Annotated in this window: 18 protein-coding genes; 10 read left to right on the forward strand and 8 right to left on the reverse strand. The window is 49.2% G+C overall.

The genetic code is table 11. The features are described from left to right. Positions 1–46: 46 nt before the first annotated feature. Positions 47–337 (reverse strand): co-chaperone GroES, encoded by a 291-nt coding sequence (locus KQY15_RS16790; RefSeq protein ID WP_217671068.1) that lies wholly within the window; start codon positions 335–337, stop codon positions 47–49. Positions 338–655: 318 nt separating this feature from the next. On the opposite strand from KQY15_RS16790, the gene KQY15_RS16795 reads away from it, so the two are divergent. The 8 genes from KQY15_RS16795 to purH all read left to right on the forward strand — a co-directional run bounded on the left by KQY15_RS16795 (position 656) and on the right by purH (position 9,224). Then, on the forward strand, positions 656–2,458 hold the full coding sequence (locus KQY15_RS16795) for a protein-disulfide reductase DsbD (RefSeq protein ID WP_217671069.1): 1,803 nt from the start codon (positions 656–658) through the stop codon (positions 2,456–2,458). Positions 2,459–2,730: 272 nt separating this feature from the next. Continuing rightward, complete coding sequence (gene aroQ, locus KQY15_RS16800; protein ID WP_217671070.1) at positions 2,731–3,183, forward strand: type II 3-dehydroquinate dehydratase; 453 nt, start codon at positions 2,731–2,733, stop codon at positions 3,181–3,183. 36 nt (positions 3,184–3,219) lie between these two features. Then, on the forward strand, positions 3,220–3,684 hold the full coding sequence (gene accB, locus KQY15_RS16805) for an acetyl-CoA carboxylase biotin carboxyl carrier protein (protein ID WP_217671071.1): 465 nt from the start codon (positions 3,220–3,222) through the stop codon (positions 3,682–3,684). Between the two features lie 16 nt (positions 3,685–3,700). Then, positions 3,701–5,044, forward strand: a complete 1,344-nt coding sequence (accC, locus tag KQY15_RS16810) for an acetyl-CoA carboxylase biotin carboxylase subunit (protein WP_217671072.1) — start codon at positions 3,701–3,703, stop codon at positions 5,042–5,044. A gap of 100 nt (positions 5,045–5,144) precedes the next feature. Next, a complete protein-coding gene (gene prmA, locus KQY15_RS16815) occupies positions 5,145–6,029 on the forward strand; it encodes a 50S ribosomal protein L11 methyltransferase (RefSeq protein ID WP_217671073.1) in 885 nt (294 codons plus the stop codon). Positions 6,030–6,254: 225 nt separating this feature from the next. Beyond that, entirely contained in the window at positions 6,255–7,229 is a 975-nt protein-coding gene (gene dusB / locus KQY15_RS16820) for a tRNA dihydrouridine synthase DusB (RefSeq protein WP_217671150.1), read from the forward strand. Positions 7,230–7,246: 17 nt separating this feature from the next. Beyond that, positions 7,247–7,537 (forward strand): DNA-binding transcriptional regulator Fis, encoded by a 291-nt coding sequence (gene fis, locus KQY15_RS16825; protein ID WP_019676480.1) that lies wholly within the window; start codon positions 7,247–7,249, stop codon positions 7,535–7,537. A 100-nt stretch (positions 7,538–7,637) separates the two neighbouring features. Beyond that, a complete protein-coding gene (purH, locus tag KQY15_RS16830) occupies positions 7,638–9,224 on the forward strand; it encodes a bifunctional phosphoribosylaminoimidazolecarboxamide formyltransferase/IMP cyclohydrolase (RefSeq protein ID WP_217671074.1) in 1,587 nt (528 codons plus the stop codon). 62 nt (positions 9,225–9,286) lie between these two features. Here the strand turns inward: purH and KQY15_RS16835 are convergent, their stop codons facing one another. The 3 genes from KQY15_RS16835 to KQY15_RS16845 all read right to left on the reverse strand — a co-directional run bounded on the left by KQY15_RS16835 (position 9,287) and on the right by KQY15_RS16845 (position 10,621). Then, positions 9,287–9,703, reverse strand: a complete 417-nt coding sequence (locus KQY15_RS16835; protein WP_217671075.1) for a gamma-glutamylcyclotransferase family protein — start codon at positions 9,701–9,703, stop codon at positions 9,287–9,289. A gap of 32 nt (positions 9,704–9,735) precedes the next feature. Continuing rightward, positions 9,736–10,218 (reverse strand): SixA phosphatase family protein, encoded by a 483-nt coding sequence (locus tag KQY15_RS16840; protein WP_217671076.1) that lies wholly within the window; start codon positions 10,216–10,218, stop codon positions 9,736–9,738. A gap of 64 nt (positions 10,219–10,282) precedes the next feature. Next, the gene (locus KQY15_RS16845; RefSeq protein WP_217671077.1) at positions 10,283–10,621 is read right to left on the reverse strand and encodes a tRNA-binding protein; all 339 of its coding nucleotides are present in this window, start codon (positions 10,619–10,621) and stop codon (positions 10,283–10,285) included. Between the two features lie 77 nt (positions 10,622–10,698). On the opposite strand from KQY15_RS16845, the gene KQY15_RS16850 reads away from it, so the two are divergent. After that, positions 10,699–11,439: a ferredoxin--NADP reductase gene (locus KQY15_RS16850; RefSeq protein ID WP_217671078.1), complete on the forward strand. Its 741-nt coding sequence runs from the start codon at positions 10,699–10,701 to the stop codon at positions 11,437–11,439. A 31-nt stretch (positions 11,440–11,470) separates the two neighbouring features. On the opposite strand, the gene traT is transcribed toward KQY15_RS16850, so the two are convergent. Further along, positions 11,471–12,289, reverse strand: a complete 819-nt coding sequence (gene traT / locus KQY15_RS16855; RefSeq protein ID WP_217671079.1) for a complement resistance protein TraT — start codon at positions 12,287–12,289, stop codon at positions 11,471–11,473. Beyond that, positions 12,290–13,018, reverse strand: coding sequence for a complement resistance protein TraT (locus KQY15_RS16860; protein WP_217671080.1), 729 nt, complete (start codon positions 13,016–13,018; stop codon positions 12,290–12,292). A gap of 251 nt (positions 13,019–13,269) precedes the next feature. Here KQY15_RS16860 and suhB point away from each other — a divergent pair, with 251 nt between their 5' ends. Continuing rightward, positions 13,270–14,073 carry an inositol-1-monophosphatase gene (suhB, locus tag KQY15_RS16865; RefSeq protein WP_214001093.1) on the forward strand — a complete coding sequence of 268 codons (804 nt, stop codon included), beginning with the start codon at positions 13,270–13,272 and terminating at the stop codon, positions 14,071–14,073. A gap of 50 nt (positions 14,074–14,123) precedes the next feature. On the opposite strand, the gene KQY15_RS16870 is transcribed toward suhB, so the two are convergent. Both KQY15_RS16870 and secF read right to left on the reverse strand, forming a co-directional pair. After that, positions 14,124–14,495 (reverse strand): rhodanese-like domain-containing protein, encoded by a 372-nt coding sequence (locus KQY15_RS16870; protein ID WP_217671081.1) that lies wholly within the window; start codon positions 14,493–14,495, stop codon positions 14,124–14,126. Between the two features lie 97 nt (positions 14,496–14,592). Beyond that, complete coding sequence (gene secF / locus KQY15_RS16875) at positions 14,593–15,540, reverse strand: protein translocase subunit SecF (RefSeq protein WP_217671082.1); 948 nt, start codon at positions 15,538–15,540, stop codon at positions 14,593–14,595. Positions 15,541–15,549: the final 9 nt, after the last annotated feature.

Below are 15,549 nucleotides of genomic sequence, written 5' to 3' on the forward strand. Positions count from 1 at the left end.
GTTCTAAGTTAAACGATGAGTTAACGTGCAGCTTTAACAGTGCAACTTAATCGAGGATCACACCTAAAATGTTGTCTTCTTTCGTGATCACAAACTCTTGCCCGTCTACTTTTTCAGTGCGCTCCACATAGGCACCGAACAATACTTTGTCGCCAACTTTTACATCTAATGGCTTCACATCGCCGTTATCCAGAATGCGACCATTGCCAACTGCAACGACTTCGCCACGGCTGGATTTCTCAGCTGAAGCACCAGTTAAGACGATGCCACCCGCTGACTTGCTCTCTGCTTCTAAGCGTTTAATGATGACACGATCATGTAATGGACGAATATTCATGCTCTAATCTCCTAAAGCGTTTTTGTGTTTTAACATGGGTGTTAAAATGTGTGTTCGGTATATGGGGCAGTCGCGAAAAAAATCCAAGGGGCAAACTAAAAAATTCTTACTGCGCCCTTGAATCAGCAACGTCAGCAAGGTGTTCTTAATCATTAATTAAGAAAGGTTTGAAATAATTGGCTGGCGCGACAGGTCTGATAATGACAAAAGTTGGTCGCAACTAAAAAGACCAACTGAGCATTATTGCCGTATAGTAGCGGGCAGACGCAGGCAACCGTGAACGCCAGCGCCCACCCATCATTCAGAAGGTTTTAATTGATGTACAAACTGTTTTTGCTGCCTTTTTTACTTTGGTTTTCACTACTGGGACTAACCGTCAGCACTCTGCCAGCTAATGCGCAGCAAAGTTCAGTGCTTGATAGTCTGCTGCAACGGGATGACAATTTCCTGCCGGCGGATCAGGCTTTCGTTATGGATTTCCGGCAGCAGGACGACGAGCTAATTGTTAACTGGACTATCGCAGATGGCTACTACATGTATCGCGATAAGTTTAAGTATGGCGGAGTGGCTGTTAGCTTTTCACATCCGACTTACCCGCCCAGCATGCAGATAGAAGATGAATTTTTCGGGATAACGGAGGTTTATTTCCATCAGCTGACCTTGCGTATTCCGTTGTCTGATATCAGCGAAGATGCATTTTTGCGTATTCAGTACATGGGCTGTGCTGAAGCTGGTTTTTGTTACCCACCAATAAAAGCGGAGATCCCGCTGTCTGTTCCGGGTGATTCAGCAGTATCAGATGAAACAGGCGGGGGCGATAACCGAACATCAGGCTCCCCCGTCTCCAGTCAGTTTAATTTGGCAGAGCGGCTTAGCGACGGCTCTGTCTGGCTGAATATGGGCGTGTTTTTTCTGCTAGGTCTGGGCCTGGCCTTCACCCCCTGTGTTTTCCCAATGTATCCTATTCTAAGCAGTATTATTGTTGGTCAGGGCAAACAACTTAGTACTGGCCGGGCCTTTGGTCTTTCATTCAGTTATGTGCAGGGTATGGCCCTGACTTACTCTGCATTGGGCCTGGTTGTGGCCAGCTTAGGCGTTAAATTTCAGGCCTGGATGCAGCATCCTGCAGTGCTGATTGTTGCTGCAGTCATTTTTGTTTTACTGGCACTGGCCATGTTTGGCGGCTTTAATTTTCAGTTACCCGCCAGCTGGCAGGCAAAAGTCACGTCAGTCAGTAACAAACAGCAGGGCGGTAGTTTAAAAGGCGCGTTTGTTATGGGGGCATTATCTGGCCTTATTGCGTCACCCTGCACCACTGCACCGTTATCAGCGGCCTTAATGTATGTAGCACAGAGCGGTGATTTAATGCTCGGGGCTGTTACCTTGTACATTCTTAGCCTCGGCATGGGTATTCCTCTGATTTTACTGGGTACGTCTGGTGGTAAGCTGTTACCTAAAGCCGGGCCATGGATGAACAATGTAAAAACCGCTTTTGGTTTTCTGCTGTTACTGGTGCCGATAATTTTACTGGAACGCATTCTGCCGTTCTGGCAGATATTGTTGCTGGCATCGTTACTCAGCCTGCTGATTTGCGGTTATTTATTTAAACTGCTGTTTGACGCCAAAAGCAGCTCAGCCAGAGCCAGTTTACTGGTAGCTGCTCAGGTACTACTGCTGACCACAGTATTTGTTAACTGGCACTATTTTAGTCCGGCACAAACTGCGGTTGTTGCAACAACAGACACCAGCCAGACAGGTCAGTTCATTGACGTCGCCGATCTAGCCGCTCTGGAGCAACAGCTGGCTGAGGCAAAAGCAGCAGGACAGTACACACTGGTCGATCTTTATGCCGAATGGTGTGTGGCATGCAAGGAATTTGAACAGTTTACTTTTCCGGCACCGCAGGTTCAGGCGCATACCAGTAAAATGCGGTTGATAAAAATTGATGTGACCAGGATGACCCGCTCTGATGAAAAACTGTTGAACCATTATCAGGTGCTGGGATTACCGACGTTACTGTTTTTCAGCCCCGATGGCGAAGAGCTAACTAAAGCGCGGGTAACCGGCTTTATGAAAGCCGCGCCTTTTGCTGAGCATCTGGCAGCGATTACTGGCAATTAACCGTTTAACAAAGGCCAGTTTGCTGTTAAAAGTTACGCAGCTGGCCAACTTTCTCACTGCCAACTTTGACCATCTTTTAGCCCGCCATTTTGATCACTCTGGCTGATAAGACCAGTATTTTGCTGCCATTTGTCACGATTTCACTATAATAAGGCGCTTATCAGGTAATAAAGGGCGCATTCAATGTTTTGAATTAAGCAAACAGGTGCATTTTGACACCGGCTCTCGTAAGATAAAGCTTATTCGTAACATTTAGCGGAAATACAGGACAAATGGCGGCAAAATACCGAATTTTACTTTTAAATGGTCCAAACCTGAACATGCTGGGCGTTCGTGAGCCGCAAGTGTACGGTGCCGCCAGCCTGAACGATATTGTCAATGAGTTGGAAAATCAGGCGGCCACCATAAATGTCAGCTTGCAGCATTTTCAGTCAAACGCCGAACATGAACTCATTGCTGCCGTGCAACAGAGCCTGGGGCAACAGGATTTTATTATCATTAATCCGGGTGCCTTTACCCATACCAGTATCGCATTGCGTGATGCACTACTTGCAGTCGCTATTCCCTTTATTGAAATTCACTTATCTAACGTGCACGCCCGGGAGGCGTTTCGCAGGCACTCTTTTCTGGCGGATATTGCCCGTGGGGTTATCTGCGGCCTTGGCGCCAAAGGTTATCACTATGCGCTTGACGCAGCAGTATCAGCATTGCAAACAACCAAGTAAATGAACTAACAAATTAACTAACATCAGGCGACAGACATGGATATTAGAAAAATTAAAAAATTAATCGAATTGCTGGAAGAATCTGGCATTTCTGAGCTGGAAATTACCGAGGGTGAAGAGTCAGTGCGGATTAGCCGCAACAGCCCGGTACAGCAGTACGCTCCAATGCAACCTATGCAGTATGCCCAGCCACAAATGCAAGCACCGGCACCGGCCCCTGCAGCTGCTCCAGCAGCAGTTCCGGCAGAGGCGGCCAAACCCACCAGCGGCCAGGTTATTAAATCACCGATGGTAGGCTCCTTTTACCGGGCTGCATCGCCAACGTCTAAAGCCTTTGTTGAAGTAGGCCAGAGCGTGAAAGTGGGTGATACCCTTTGTATTGTTGAAGCCATGAAAATGATGAACCAAATCCAGTCTGATAAAGCAGGCGTGGTAAAAGAAATTCTGGTTGAAAACGGCGACCCGGTCGAATTTGATCAGCCGTTATTTATTCTCGAATAACCGAAAAGGCTGACCGATGCTAGAAAAAGTACTCATTGCCAACCGGGGCGAAATTGCACTGCGTATCTTACGCGCATGCAAAGAACTCGGTATTAAAACGGTAGCGGTGCACTCCACCGTTGACCGTAACCTGAAACATGTGCTGCTGGCAGACGAGACCATTTGTATAGGCCCGGCTCCGTCACCGCAAAGCTATTTAAATATTCCGGCACTTATTGCCGCAGCGGAAGTGACTAATGCCCAGGCTATTCACCCGGGCTACGGCTTTTTAGCCGAACGCGCTGATTTTGCTCAGCAGGTAGAAGAAAGCGGCCTGGTATTTATTGGTCCGCATCCGGAATCTATTCGCTTAATGGGCGACAAGGTATCTGCCATAGAAGCGATGAAAAAGGCTGGCGTACCTTGTGTGCCAGGTTCAGACGGCGCAGTTGGTGACGATGCTGACACCAACAAAAAGATTGCGAAACGTATAGGTTATCCGATTATCGTTAAGGCTGCCGGCGGTGGTGGTGGTCGTGGTATGCGGGTAGTACGCAGTGAAGAAGAGCTGGTCAGTTCAATTGAGATGACCAAAGCTGAAGCCAAAGCCGCTTTTGGTAACGACATGGTGTACATGGAGAAATTCCTGGAAAACCCACGTCATATCGAGATCCAGGTATTGGCTGATGGCCAGGGCAACGCTATCCATTTAGCAGAGCGTGACTGCTCAATGCAGCGCCGGCACCAGAAAGTGGTGGAAGAAGCACCAGCACCGGGCATTACCCCGGAACTTCGCGCTTTCATTGGTGGTCGTTGTGTTGATGCCTGTAAAGTAATGAACTATCGCGGTGCCGGTACCTTTGAGTTTTTGTTTGAAAACGGTGAGTTCTTCTTTATTGAGATGAATACCCGTATTCAGGTAGAACATCCGGTGACTGAAATGATCAGTGGTGTCGATCTGATTAAAGAACAGCTGCGGGTAGCCTCTGGCATGCCGTTGACACTGAAGCAGGAAGACATTGTGATTCGCGGCCATGCTGTTGAGTGTCGGATTAACGCAGAAGATCCGGTAACCTTTATGCCATCACCAGGCAAAATTACCCGTTTCCACCCTGCCGGTGGTAATGGTGTGCGCTGGGATTCACATATTTATGCTGATTACAGTGTGCCACCAAACTATGACTCCATGGTTGGTAAGCTGATTACCTATGGTGAAAGCCGTGAAATCGCTATTGCCCGGATGCGCAATGCACTGGACGAACTGCTGGTGGAAGGTATTAAAACCAATATTCCGCTGCATAAAGACATTATGCGTGATACAGCGTTCTGTAAAGGCGGCACCAATATTCATTACCTGGAGAAAAAGCTGGGAATGAAATAGCCCTGCAATTCACTGCTACTGCAGTAATTAGCTAAGATTTAAGGCCGCAATTGCGGCCTTTTTGCTATAATGCGCCGAAATTGCAGCAAGAGAACCCACCATGCCCTGGATCCAACTACGCGTTACTACTACTGAAGATAAAGCCGAGCAAGTCAGTGATATGCTGCAAGGCTGGGGGGCACAGGCGGTCAGTTTTGTTGATGCGCATGATACGCCAATTTATGAGCCTATGCCTGGTGAGGTCATTTACTGGACCCATACCGTAGTGGTGGGTTTATTTGACGCCGAGCACCCGATGGAGCAGGTGATAACTAACTTGCAGCAGGTGGCTTTTTTTAAAGACAAGCTGCAGTACAAGCTGGAACAACTGGAAGACAAAGACTGGGAACGCGAGTGGATGGATAACTTTCATCCGATTAAGTTTGGCGAACGTTTATGGGTGTGCCCAAGCTGGCGTGACATTCCAGACCCGTCCGCTGTTAATGTCATGCTTGACCCAGGCCTTGCTTTTGGTACCGGCACCCACCCCACTACGGCACTGTGCATGCAATGGCTGGATCAGCATATTAAGCCGGATCAAACGGTTGTCGATTTTGGCTGTGGCTCAGGCATTTTGGGCATAGCAGCATTGAAACTGGGCGCAAAACGGGTGGTTGGTATCGACATTGACCCACAAGCAATAGAAGCAAGTACCGCCAATGCCGCCCGCAACAACGTTAGCGGCCAGATAGAGCTTTACCTGCCAAAAGATCAGCCCCAATTGCAGGCCGATGTCGTTGTAGCCAATATCCTGGCCGGCCCGCTGGCAGAGCTCAGCCAGATAATCAGTGGCTATGTAAAGCCTGGTGGCTTGCTGGCGTTGTCAGGTATTTTGCAAAGTCAGGCCCAGAGCGTAATTGATGCTTACAGCAATAACTTCAGCTTCGACCCTGTGGCCGAGCAGGACGAATGGGTGCGGTTAAGTGCCCGAAAACATGCTGGTTAAGCCAATGACTAACTGGTGGCAAAACAAACAACCGTACAATTATCTTTTTGCTCAGGCCATTGTTTCCGGGATTACAGCTGCAGGAAAACACGCCTTTTCAGCCTTTTAGCGAATGTCAATCCCTGAACGGCCAAATTAATTACACTTTTGTTTAAATAATAACCTTTGCTTTGTTGGCAAAAATCCGTAAACTTAGCGCCCCTTGGGGTTAGAGCCTTGGATTACATGGTGCGCATAGGTCCTTATCAGTTAGCGAACAAGGTAATTTGTGCTCCGATGGCCGGAGTCACTGATCATACTTTTCGTGAGCTTTGCCGGCGGTTTGGCGCGGCTTTAGCTGTATCTGAGATGCTGTCAAGCAATCCACAGGTCTGGCAAAGCGAAAAGTCACAAAACCGGATGGGACATCGCCAGGAATCAGGGATCCGCTCGGTACAAATTGCCGGCAGTGATCCGGCGCAAATGGCTGCAGCAGCCCAATATAATGTTGAAATCGGTGCCGACATAATCGACATCAACATGGGTTGCCCGGCAAAAAAAGTGAATAAAAAACTGGCAGGCTCGGCGTTATTACAATACCCGGAGCTGGTAGAAGATATTATTCAGGCAGTGGTAAAAGCAGTAACAGTACCGGTAACCCTGAAAATCCGTACCGGCTGGGACCCTGAACACCGTAATGGTGTGCAGATAGCCCGCATAGCCGAGAATAGTGGTATTCAGGCACTGGCTGTACATGGCAGAACAAAAGCCTGCATGTATAAAGGTGAAGCCGAATACGACACCATTAAAGCGATAAAGCAGGCAGTGTCACTGCCGGTTATTGCCAATGGTGACATTACCACGCCGGAAAAAGCACAATATGTGCTTAATTACACCGGTGCCGACGCCATTATGATTGGCAGGGCGGCACAGGGGCGCCCCTGGATATTCCGGGAAGTGACCCATTACCTGGCAACAGGTGAAAAACTGGCTGCACCAGCAATTGCTGAAGTGCAGCAAATCATGCTGGAGCATGTGCAGGGCTTACATCAGTTATATGGTGTGCATTTGGGGCCTAGAATTGCCCGTAAGCACGTCGGCTGGTATTTAGCTGAGCACGATGCCCAGGGTGTGTTTCGCAGCGAATTCAATGCTATTGAGCAGGCTGAACGCCAGCTCGAGGCATTAAATGACTATTTTCATAAACTAGCAGCAACCTAACGCAAAAGAGATAAGCAATGTTTAATTCGAACGTTACTTCGCCATTTATTACTAATGCCCATGTTCAAACTCAGGAAAAGCCACAAGCGTTAAGCAACGCCGTGCAGAAAGCCGTCGCTAACTACCTGCAACAGTTAAACGGTCAGGACGTTAATGACCTGTACGAGCTGGTGTTGTCAGAGTTAGAGCGGCCGTTACTGGAAGAGGTGATGAAATACACCCGCGGCAACCAGACCCGCGCAGCTAACCTGATGGGCATCAACCGCGGTACCCTGCGTAAGAAGCTGAAACAATACGGCATGAGTTAATGCCACCGCGGGGCTCCGGCCTCGCTGCTAAGCACCTTCGGGTGCTTTTTTATTGGATAAGTTAAAATCTGATTTCTGCAAGCGATAAGAGAATTAAAGCATGACAACACTACGTCCTATTCGCCGCGCACTGTTAAGTGTGTCTGACAAAACCGGTATCGTTGAATTCGCCCGCGCCCTGGCAGAGCAACAGGTTGATATTCTGTCAACCGGCGGTACCGCTAAATTGCTGGCTGAGAACGGTATTAAGGTGACGGAAGTTTCCGACTATACAGGACATCCGGAAATTATGGACGGCCGGGTGAAAACTCTTCATCCGAAAATTCACGGCGGTATTCTGGCAAGGCGTGGTGTTGATGAAAATGTGATGGCCGATAACAGTATCGGCCCGATAGATCTGGTGGTGGTTAACCTGTATCCATTTGCGAGCACCGTTGCCAAGCCTGGCTGCACCTTGGAAGATGCCATTGAAAATATTGATATCGGCGGCCCGACTATGGTGCGCGCTGCGGCTAAAAACCACAAAGACGTCACCATCGTGGTGAATGCCCGCGACTACAGCTTAGTGCTCGCTGAAATGAACGACAACAATGGCGCCACTACCCATGCTACCCGTTTTAGCCTGGCCATTAGCGCGTTTGAACATACCGCACAATATGATGGCATGATAGCTAACTATTTTGGCGCCATGCTGCCAGCTTATGCTAACCCTGCCGAGCCAGTCAGCAAGTTTCCGCGCACCTTTAACAGCCAGTTTGTTAAGAAACAAGACTTACGCTATGGTGAAAACAGTCATCAGAGCGCGGCCTTTTATGTACAGGATAGTGCAACTGAAGCTTCCGTTTCAACTGCTAAGCAGTTGCAGGGCAAGGCGTTGTCCTATAACAACATCGCTGACACTGACGCCGCACTGGAATGTGTGAAAGAGTTCGACGAGCCTGCCTGTGTTATCGTCAAGCACGCTAACCCGTGTGGCGTAGCCATTGGCGATTCCATTTTAAGTGCCTATAACCGTGCTTACCAGACCGACCCAACCTCAGCCTTTGGCGGAATTATTGCCTTTAACCGCCAATTGGACGAAACCACGGCCAAAGAAATCATCAGCCGCCAGTTTGTCGAAGTGATTATTGCTCCTTCTGCTACCGATGCGGCAGTAGCGGTAGTAGGCACCAAGCCAAACGTGCGGTTATTGGTATGTGGCAATTTTAGCCAGGCCGCTAATGCGCTGGATATCAAGCAAGTTAACGGCGGCATGCTGCTGCAGGACCGCGATCAGGCCAAAATCACTGCTAACGATTTAAAGATCGTGACCAAGCGCCAGCCCACTGAGCAGGAACTGAAAGACTTACTGTTCTGCTGGAAAGTAGCTAAATTCGTCAAATCGAATGCCATTGTCTATGTTAAAGACAGCATGACCATTGGCGTTGGTGCCGGCCAGATGAGCCGGGTGTACAGCGCGAAAATTGCCGGCATCAAGGCTGCCGACGAGAAGCTGGAAGTAAAAGGCTCGGTAATGGCCTCAGACGCCTTCTTCCCGTTCCGTGATGGTATCGACGCCGCCGCCGCTGCCGGTATTACTGCGGTAATTCAGCCGGGCGGCTCAATGCGCGATGCTGAAGTCATTGCCGCCGCCGACGAGCACGGCATGGCCATGGTGTTTACCGGTGTTCGCCATTTCAGACACTAACAGCAAGTTTGCTTAAGAAACACGAAAGGCCGCTTGCGGCCTTTTTTATTGCGTCATTTTTTCTAAGAAGTTGGCTGTAGAAAATCACCAGTCAAAATTTGCTCTAGTTCATCAATCGGATGGTTATAGACATAAACCCAGGCGGTAACGATTTCGCCGTTTTGCAGAGTAATGTGTTGTTTAAGCCGCAGGTATTCGGTGGGGCTGGCAAAGCCCGGGCCGCACGCTTCGTACTTATCCAGTTCAGCCAGCAATAACTCAGGCTGCTGTAGCTGATACACTTCGCCTGTTACCTGCCATGCTGGACCATGGTCTGGCACAGCCCCGGGATAATAATCAACCAGAAACAATTTTGCCTGCAACCGGCCCTGCCCTAGCAGGCTGGCATGCTTCAGCAGTAACTGATAGCAACGATTGCCGGCGGCGCGGCGTTGGGCGCGTTGGCGAAGGGTACCGTACACGAATAAGTAGTCTGGCATTGGTAAAAACCGGGAAGTAAAGACCGTCAATTCTACATAAGTTTAGCCGGAACTAACCACTCCAGCTGAAAGCTCTTGCTAACTTCGCCGTATGTCAGACAAGTTAACGACGCTTTTCTGATTTTCAGCGCCGGCTGATGACAGCCCAGCAGTAAACTAATCAGAGCTGAAATATCCGGCTCATGTCCGACCAGCAAAGAATGCTGCGGCAATTCGGGCAGCTGCTGATACAGCTGGCTTGAGGCGCTTTGACTGTCAGTGGCCAGGGCCAGCCAATCCTGCTCTTTGGCTGGCGCCAGCGCTGCTTCTTTACACACTATTGCTGCAGTCTGGATTGCTCTGGGATAAGGACTGCTCAACACAATATCTGGCTCAATATTATGCCGCTGCATAAATCGGGCAACCCGTCGGGCCTGCAAGCGACCTTTTTCCACCAGGCAGCGGTCAATATCCAGCTGATTAGGCCGGATAACCTCTGCGGTAGCGTGACGAAGAAAATATAAGTATTTATTCATAACGGCGGCAGTTATAGCACGGTGTTAAGGCAAATTTATGACAGTAACAATGCCTGCAGGATATTTAACCCAGCTTAGCGCCATTGGGCACCGGGCTATCGACTCCGACCAGCACAATGGCACCGTCTTCGCGGGCAAAGCCGGTTACCAGACACTCAGATTGGATGGGGCCGATTTGTTTGGGCGGAAAATTTACCACCGCCAATACCTGTCTGCCGAGCAATTGCTCCTTGCTGTACAAGGTAGTGATTTGAGCACTGGACTTTTTAACGCCTATGTCGCTGCCAAAGTCTACCTGGAGTTTATAAGCGGGTTTGCGAGCCTGTGGAAAATCGTCGACGGCAATAATGGTGCCTATCCGAAGTTCTACTTTGGCAAAGTCCTGCCAGCTGATGGTTTCCATTTTGCCTCCCGCGCTAAACTGTTATGCTGCTATGCTAATATCCTGAACATAAAGCATAACTTAATCCGGAGAACCCTATGGCGCAATGGTTAAATGCAACGGTTTCTGAAACAATTTACTGGACCAGCAACTTATTCAGTATAAAAGCAAAAACCGGACCGCTGCCTTTTATTGCCGGCCAGTTTGTCAGGCTGGCAGTTGAAGGCCCTGAAGGGCGTGTGCAGCGTGCTTACTCATTAGTAAACCCACCCGATAGCGAGTATCAGGAATTTTTAATCAGTACGGTGGCAGATGGCTTATTATCACCATTACTGCAGCAGCTCACCCCTGGTGACAGCATTGGTATCAGCCAGCCTGCCAGTGGTTTCTTTATTCTGGATGAGGTGCCTGACGGCGACAATTTATGGCTGATAGCGACAGGCACCGGCATTGGTCCCTATTTATCTATGCTGGCGACCAGCGAACCTTACCGGCGTTTTGCACATATTATTCTGGTTCACAGCGTTCGAAATGCGGCAGATCTGGCCTATAAGGACCTGATTGAAGGTTTTAAGGCGGCACACCCAGGGCAATTGCATTATCAACCTGTTGTCACCCGCGAACTTCATCCGGATGCATTACATGACCGCATTCCAAATTTAATCAGCTCGCATCAGTTGCAGCAACAATGCGGCCAGTTACTAAACTCGAATTCTCAGGTGATGTTATGTGGCAACCCACAAATGATCACTGATACCAAGGATTTGCTAATCAGCTTAGGGCTAAAAAAGAACCTACGTCGCACCCCAGGCAATATCACGGTGGAGCAGTACTGGTAGCGATACGCCACGGTCTGAACTAAACGCAGCATCAGAAGATACCGGCTAAAGAGCGCAGCAAGCCCTGATGCAATGGCTGCTCGGCATCCTCCCAGCTAAGGTTAGCTTTATTGGCAAAGCTAACCACTTTTACCTGATACTTGCGCCGATCAGTGGCCAGCTCCCATAATAATTCAGTGTTGCCACTGTCACCCTGCGTCAGGCGCTGCATGCTGCTTTCCTGCACCATACCAATACTGTCTGGCGCTATCCGCTCAGCCAGCTGAATATCAGTCAGCATAGTGTAATATTTATCCTGCACCAGCTGGTTACCCACATACTCAGCGCCAGCCCAGGCAGCCAGCACCACCAACGCTCTGGCAATGTCCTTGCCGTCAATATTGGTACCGTAGCTGGCATCGGCGTACACCGCCACGTTGCTCGCCCGACGCTGTGCACTAATCCGCTCAGTCTCAGGTTCTGGCAGGGCAACTCCAGGGTATAGCAGTTGATGGATTTGCTCCGGGCTCATATTGTATTCACCACTGGCCAGCACCACTTCAGGCCGCTCCTTTAATACCGTGCGTACATTCACCTGCAACCAATACTGCGCCTGCTGCGGTGAGGCAACTAACTGATAGCCGCGACTAAGCAATAAATCCCGCACGTCATCGGCCAGCGGCAACTGATACTCTGCAGCAGTCTGGCGAATATCCAGATAAATGGTGCGAAGCTCAGGCTCTACCGGGTCCAGATAGATGGTTTCGCTCATCCGGGTTTGCACATCTAGCTTGCCTTTTGCAACCGAGGTATGCAACGCCATACAGCCGGTTAACGGCATCAGCACCAGCAAGCACAGGAACAAACGCATTTAGAATAAACCTGCCAGTGAACGGGCGACGCCATCGGTGAGCTGTGGTGCAGCCTCAGGCCATTTTAAATTGGCCTGATTGGCATAGCTCATAACCCGGCTCTGGTATTTTCTCATATCAGTCTGACGCTGATAGCTTGAGGTTGTGCTGCCACTGTCACCCTGCAATAACTGATGTTCTGAGCGTTCACTTACCGAGCCACCAAATCGCTCCATAATCTGAATATCAGTAATGACGGTGTAGTACACATCTTCAACCAGGGCATCAACAATAGTACCGGCAGCAGCACCCGCTACCGCGGCACCAAGCCCTGCTGCACCTGAACCCCCTGTTGCCCGGTGAATCGCGTAACCGGTAACTGCACCGCCGGCCATGCCCGGACCTGCAGCAAACGCGCGATTAGCATCGCGGCCGTTCGTACGTCCGACCTGCAGCACATTGGCTTGTAACCAATAATGCGCCTGTCCCGGACTATCAATCACCTGATAGCCTTTGGCGCGCAGATTAGCTACTACCTGGGGTTTAATATCAAATTCGGGTTTATCAGAGGTGTTGCGCACATCAACAAAAATAGTGCGCTGTGCTGGTTCAACCGGGTCCAGAAAAATACTGGAAGACATCTTGGTCTGCACATCCAGATTGCGTTTCGCAACCGAGGTGTGCAAAGCGCCACAACCTGCCAGACTGAGCAGCAGCGCTGCCGCCAACACCCGTTTCAGAAGTCTCATATACCCCTCGCTATATTAGATTTTATCAATTCTGCTATTGTCCGCAGCAAAGCTGAATATTATCTGAATAGTTAGCAAAGCGTTAATATCCAATAGTAAAACAATGTAACGATCTATTGCTGCCAATGGCCACCGTCATTTAGAGCCAATTACCTTTACTTTTGCGCTGCAATCGCTACAATACGCGCCGCTCTTTTGTTTGTTCTTTATACAGCTCTTTTTAACGCTCTTTATAAAATAAGGTAATCGCTATGCATCCGATGTTGAACATCGCTATCCGCGCTGCCCGCAGTGCTGGTAACATTATTGCCCGTGCCTGTGGCCAGTTAGATATGGTTCAGAAACTGCAAAAAGGCAGCAACGACTTTGTCACTAACGTCGACAAAGAAGCTGAACAGGCTATTGTAGCAATTTTGAAAAAGTCTTTTCCAACCCATGGTATTGTTGGTGAGGAGCATGGCGATTACGGTAACAGTGACAGCGAGTTTCAGTGGATTATTGACCCGCTGGACGGCACCAGCAATTTCATTAAAGGCATTCCGCATTTCGCGGTTTCAATCGCCTTAAAACATCAGGGTAAACTTGACCAGGCAGTGATTTTTGATCCACTGCGCGGTGAGCTGTTTACCGCCTCACGTGGCCGCGGTGCCCAGTTAAACGGCACCCGTATCCGGGTTACTGCCCTGCCAGATATGACCGGTGCTATTTTAGCTACAGGTTTCCCGTTTAAAGCAAAGCATCATTTAGACAGCTACAGCAAAATCTTTAACAGTTTTTTTGCGGATTGCGCTGATATGCGTCGTACCGGCTCTGCTGCGCTGGATTTAGCTTATGTGGCTGCCGGTCGCTTTGATGGCTTTTTTGAAATTGGCTTAAAGCCCTGGGATATTGCAGCGGGTGAACTGATTGTCCGCGAAGCTGGTGGTATGGTATGTGATTTTACCGGCGGTTCTAACCAGATGAAAAGCGGTAACATTGTTGCTGCCAGCCCGAAAGTATTACAGGCAATGGTTAAAGGTATGCGACCGCACTTGTCAGAAACTCTGGCTAAGTAAAGCAGCTATCTGTTCCGGCTTAGCGTCCTGTTCCGGCTTAGCGCCAGGTCCTAAGCCGGCACTTCTACTGTTAATCCCTGCTCTGTCCACTCCCGGTAGCCGCCTGCCAGACTTAATACCTGCTGATAACCCATCTGCTGCAAGCTTGCTGCCGCAAGCGCTGAACGATACCCCCCACCACAGTACAACACAATTTTTTGCTTTTTATCCGGCACAGTCTGTTCAATATCCCGTTCAATTATGCCCTTGCCCAGGTGCATCGCCTCGGGTAAATGGCCTTTTTGCCACTCGTGATCTTCCCGCACATCCAGCAACACGTAAGGTTGATTATGCTGCAGTAATTCACGGATAGTAATTTCATTAATATCAGCCTTTGCCTGATTAACCAGGGCAATAAAGCCGGGTGCATGTTGAGCAGCCATAGCTTTCCTCACTTTATGATCACTAAAAAATCAAAAAAAATGCCAGTCACAGACTGGCATTTGTAGCATATAAACCGCTTTTTTACAGCAATAGCTTCTACAGCAAAGGCTCGGTGCCTTCCCCTTCTTTTTCCGGCGGTGGCGGTGGTAGCATATCTTCACGGCTGATACCCAACTGCACAGCCAGGGCACTGGCCACAAAAACTGACGAATAAGTACCAATTGCAATACCAAACAACAAAGCAAACGCAAAGTTGTGAATTAATGCACCACCCATCGTAAACAACACCACCAGTACAATTATAGTGGTTAATGACGTTACTACAGTACGGTTTAAGGTAGACGTAACCGCCTCATTAATGGTTTCATGCACAGTTGCATCACGCAGCTTTCGAAAGCTTTCCCGAATCCGGTCAAATACCACTATGGTGTCATTTATCGAATAACCAATTAACGCCAGAATCGCTGCCAGCACGGTTAAGTCAAATTCAAGTTGCAGCAACGAGAATAAACCAAGAGTAATAATCACATCATGGCCCAGAGACAACACAGCACCCACTGATAAACGCCATTCAAATCGCATGGTGACATATAGCAGAATCCCTATCAGGGCCGCCAGCATGGCTAAACCGCCCTGCTCTTTCAGTTCATCACCAACGCTTGGGCCAACAAACTCAACCCGGCGCATTTCAATCGGCTCGCTGGATGTAGCGCTCAACGCCCGCAAAACCTCATTTGAAATGGTAGATTGGTCAATGCCTTCGCGCGGTGAGATCCTAATCGCCACATCTTCGCTGGAACCAAAGTACTGCACCACAGCATCAGCATAGCCATTATCTGCCAGCACTTTGCGTACCTGCGATAAATCAGCGCCGCCACTGTAACCTACTTCAATAACGGTACCACCGGTAAAATCCAGGCCCCAGTTCATGCCTTTGACAGTGATAGTGGCAATGGAAGCAATCACCAGCAAACCGGATAACACCAGCGCCGGCATTTTAAACCGCATAAAATTAAGCGGTTCGGTAAAGCGAAATATTCTCACACCGCCCCC

This window comes from Arsukibacterium indicum, from assembly GCF_019100565.1.
Classification (GTDB): Bacteria; Pseudomonadota; Gammaproteobacteria; order Enterobacterales; family Alteromonadaceae; genus Alishewanella; species Alishewanella indicum.

Coding starts and splice junctions, on each gene's coding strand:
- KQY15_RS16835 (WP_217671075.1), bottom strand. CDS start 9,703: ATGCCAGACTACTTATTCGTGTACGGTACCCTTCGCCAACGCGCCCAA.
- KQY15_RS16850 (WP_217671078.1), top strand. CDS start 10,699: ATGGCGCAATGGTTAAATGCAACGGTTTCTGAAACAATTTACTGGACC.
- purH (WP_217671074.1), top strand. CDS start 7,638: ATGACAACACTACGTCCTATTCGCCGCGCACTGTTAAGTGTGTCTGAC.
- KQY15_RS16845 (WP_217671077.1), bottom strand. CDS start 10,621: ATGGAAACCATCAGCTGGCAGGACTTTGCCAAAGTAGAACTTCGGATA.
- accC (WP_217671072.1), top strand. CDS start 3,701: ATGCTAGAAAAAGTACTCATTGCCAACCGGGGCGAAATTGCACTGCGT.
- aroQ (WP_217671070.1), top strand. CDS start 2,731: ATGGCGGCAAAATACCGAATTTTACTTTTAAATGGTCCAAACCTGAAC.
- KQY15_RS16795 (WP_217671069.1), top strand. CDS start 656: ATGTACAAACTGTTTTTGCTGCCTTTTTTACTTTGGTTTTCACTACTG.
- prmA (WP_217671073.1), top strand. CDS start 5,145: ATGCCCTGGATCCAACTACGCGTTACTACTACTGAAGATAAAGCCGAG.
- dusB (WP_217671150.1), top strand. CDS start 6,255: ATGGTGCGCATAGGTCCTTATCAGTTAGCGAACAAGGTAATTTGTGCT.
- KQY15_RS16870 (WP_217671081.1), bottom strand. CDS start 14,495: ATGGCTGCTCAACATGCACCCGGCTTTATTGCCCTGGTTAATCAGGCA.
- fis (WP_019676480.1), top strand. CDS start 7,247: ATGTTTAATTCGAACGTTACTTCGCCATTTATTACTAATGCCCATGTT.
- traT (WP_217671079.1), bottom strand. CDS start 12,289: ATGCGTTTGTTCCTGTGCTTGCTGGTGCTGATGCCGTTAACCGGCTGT.
- KQY15_RS16860 (WP_217671080.1), bottom strand. CDS start 13,018: ATGAGACTTCTGAAACGGGTGTTGGCGGCAGCGCTGCTGCTCAGTCTG.
- KQY15_RS16790 (WP_217671068.1), bottom strand. CDS start 337: ATGAATATTCGTCCATTACATGATCGTGTCATCATTAAACGCTTAGAA.
- KQY15_RS16840 (WP_217671076.1), bottom strand. CDS start 10,218: ATGAATAAATACTTATATTTTCTTCGTCACGCTACCGCAGAGGTTATC.
- suhB (WP_214001093.1), top strand. CDS start 13,270: ATGCATCCGATGTTGAACATCGCTATCCGCGCTGCCCGCAGTGCTGGT.
- accB (WP_217671071.1), top strand. CDS start 3,220: ATGGATATTAGAAAAATTAAAAAATTAATCGAATTGCTGGAAGAATCT.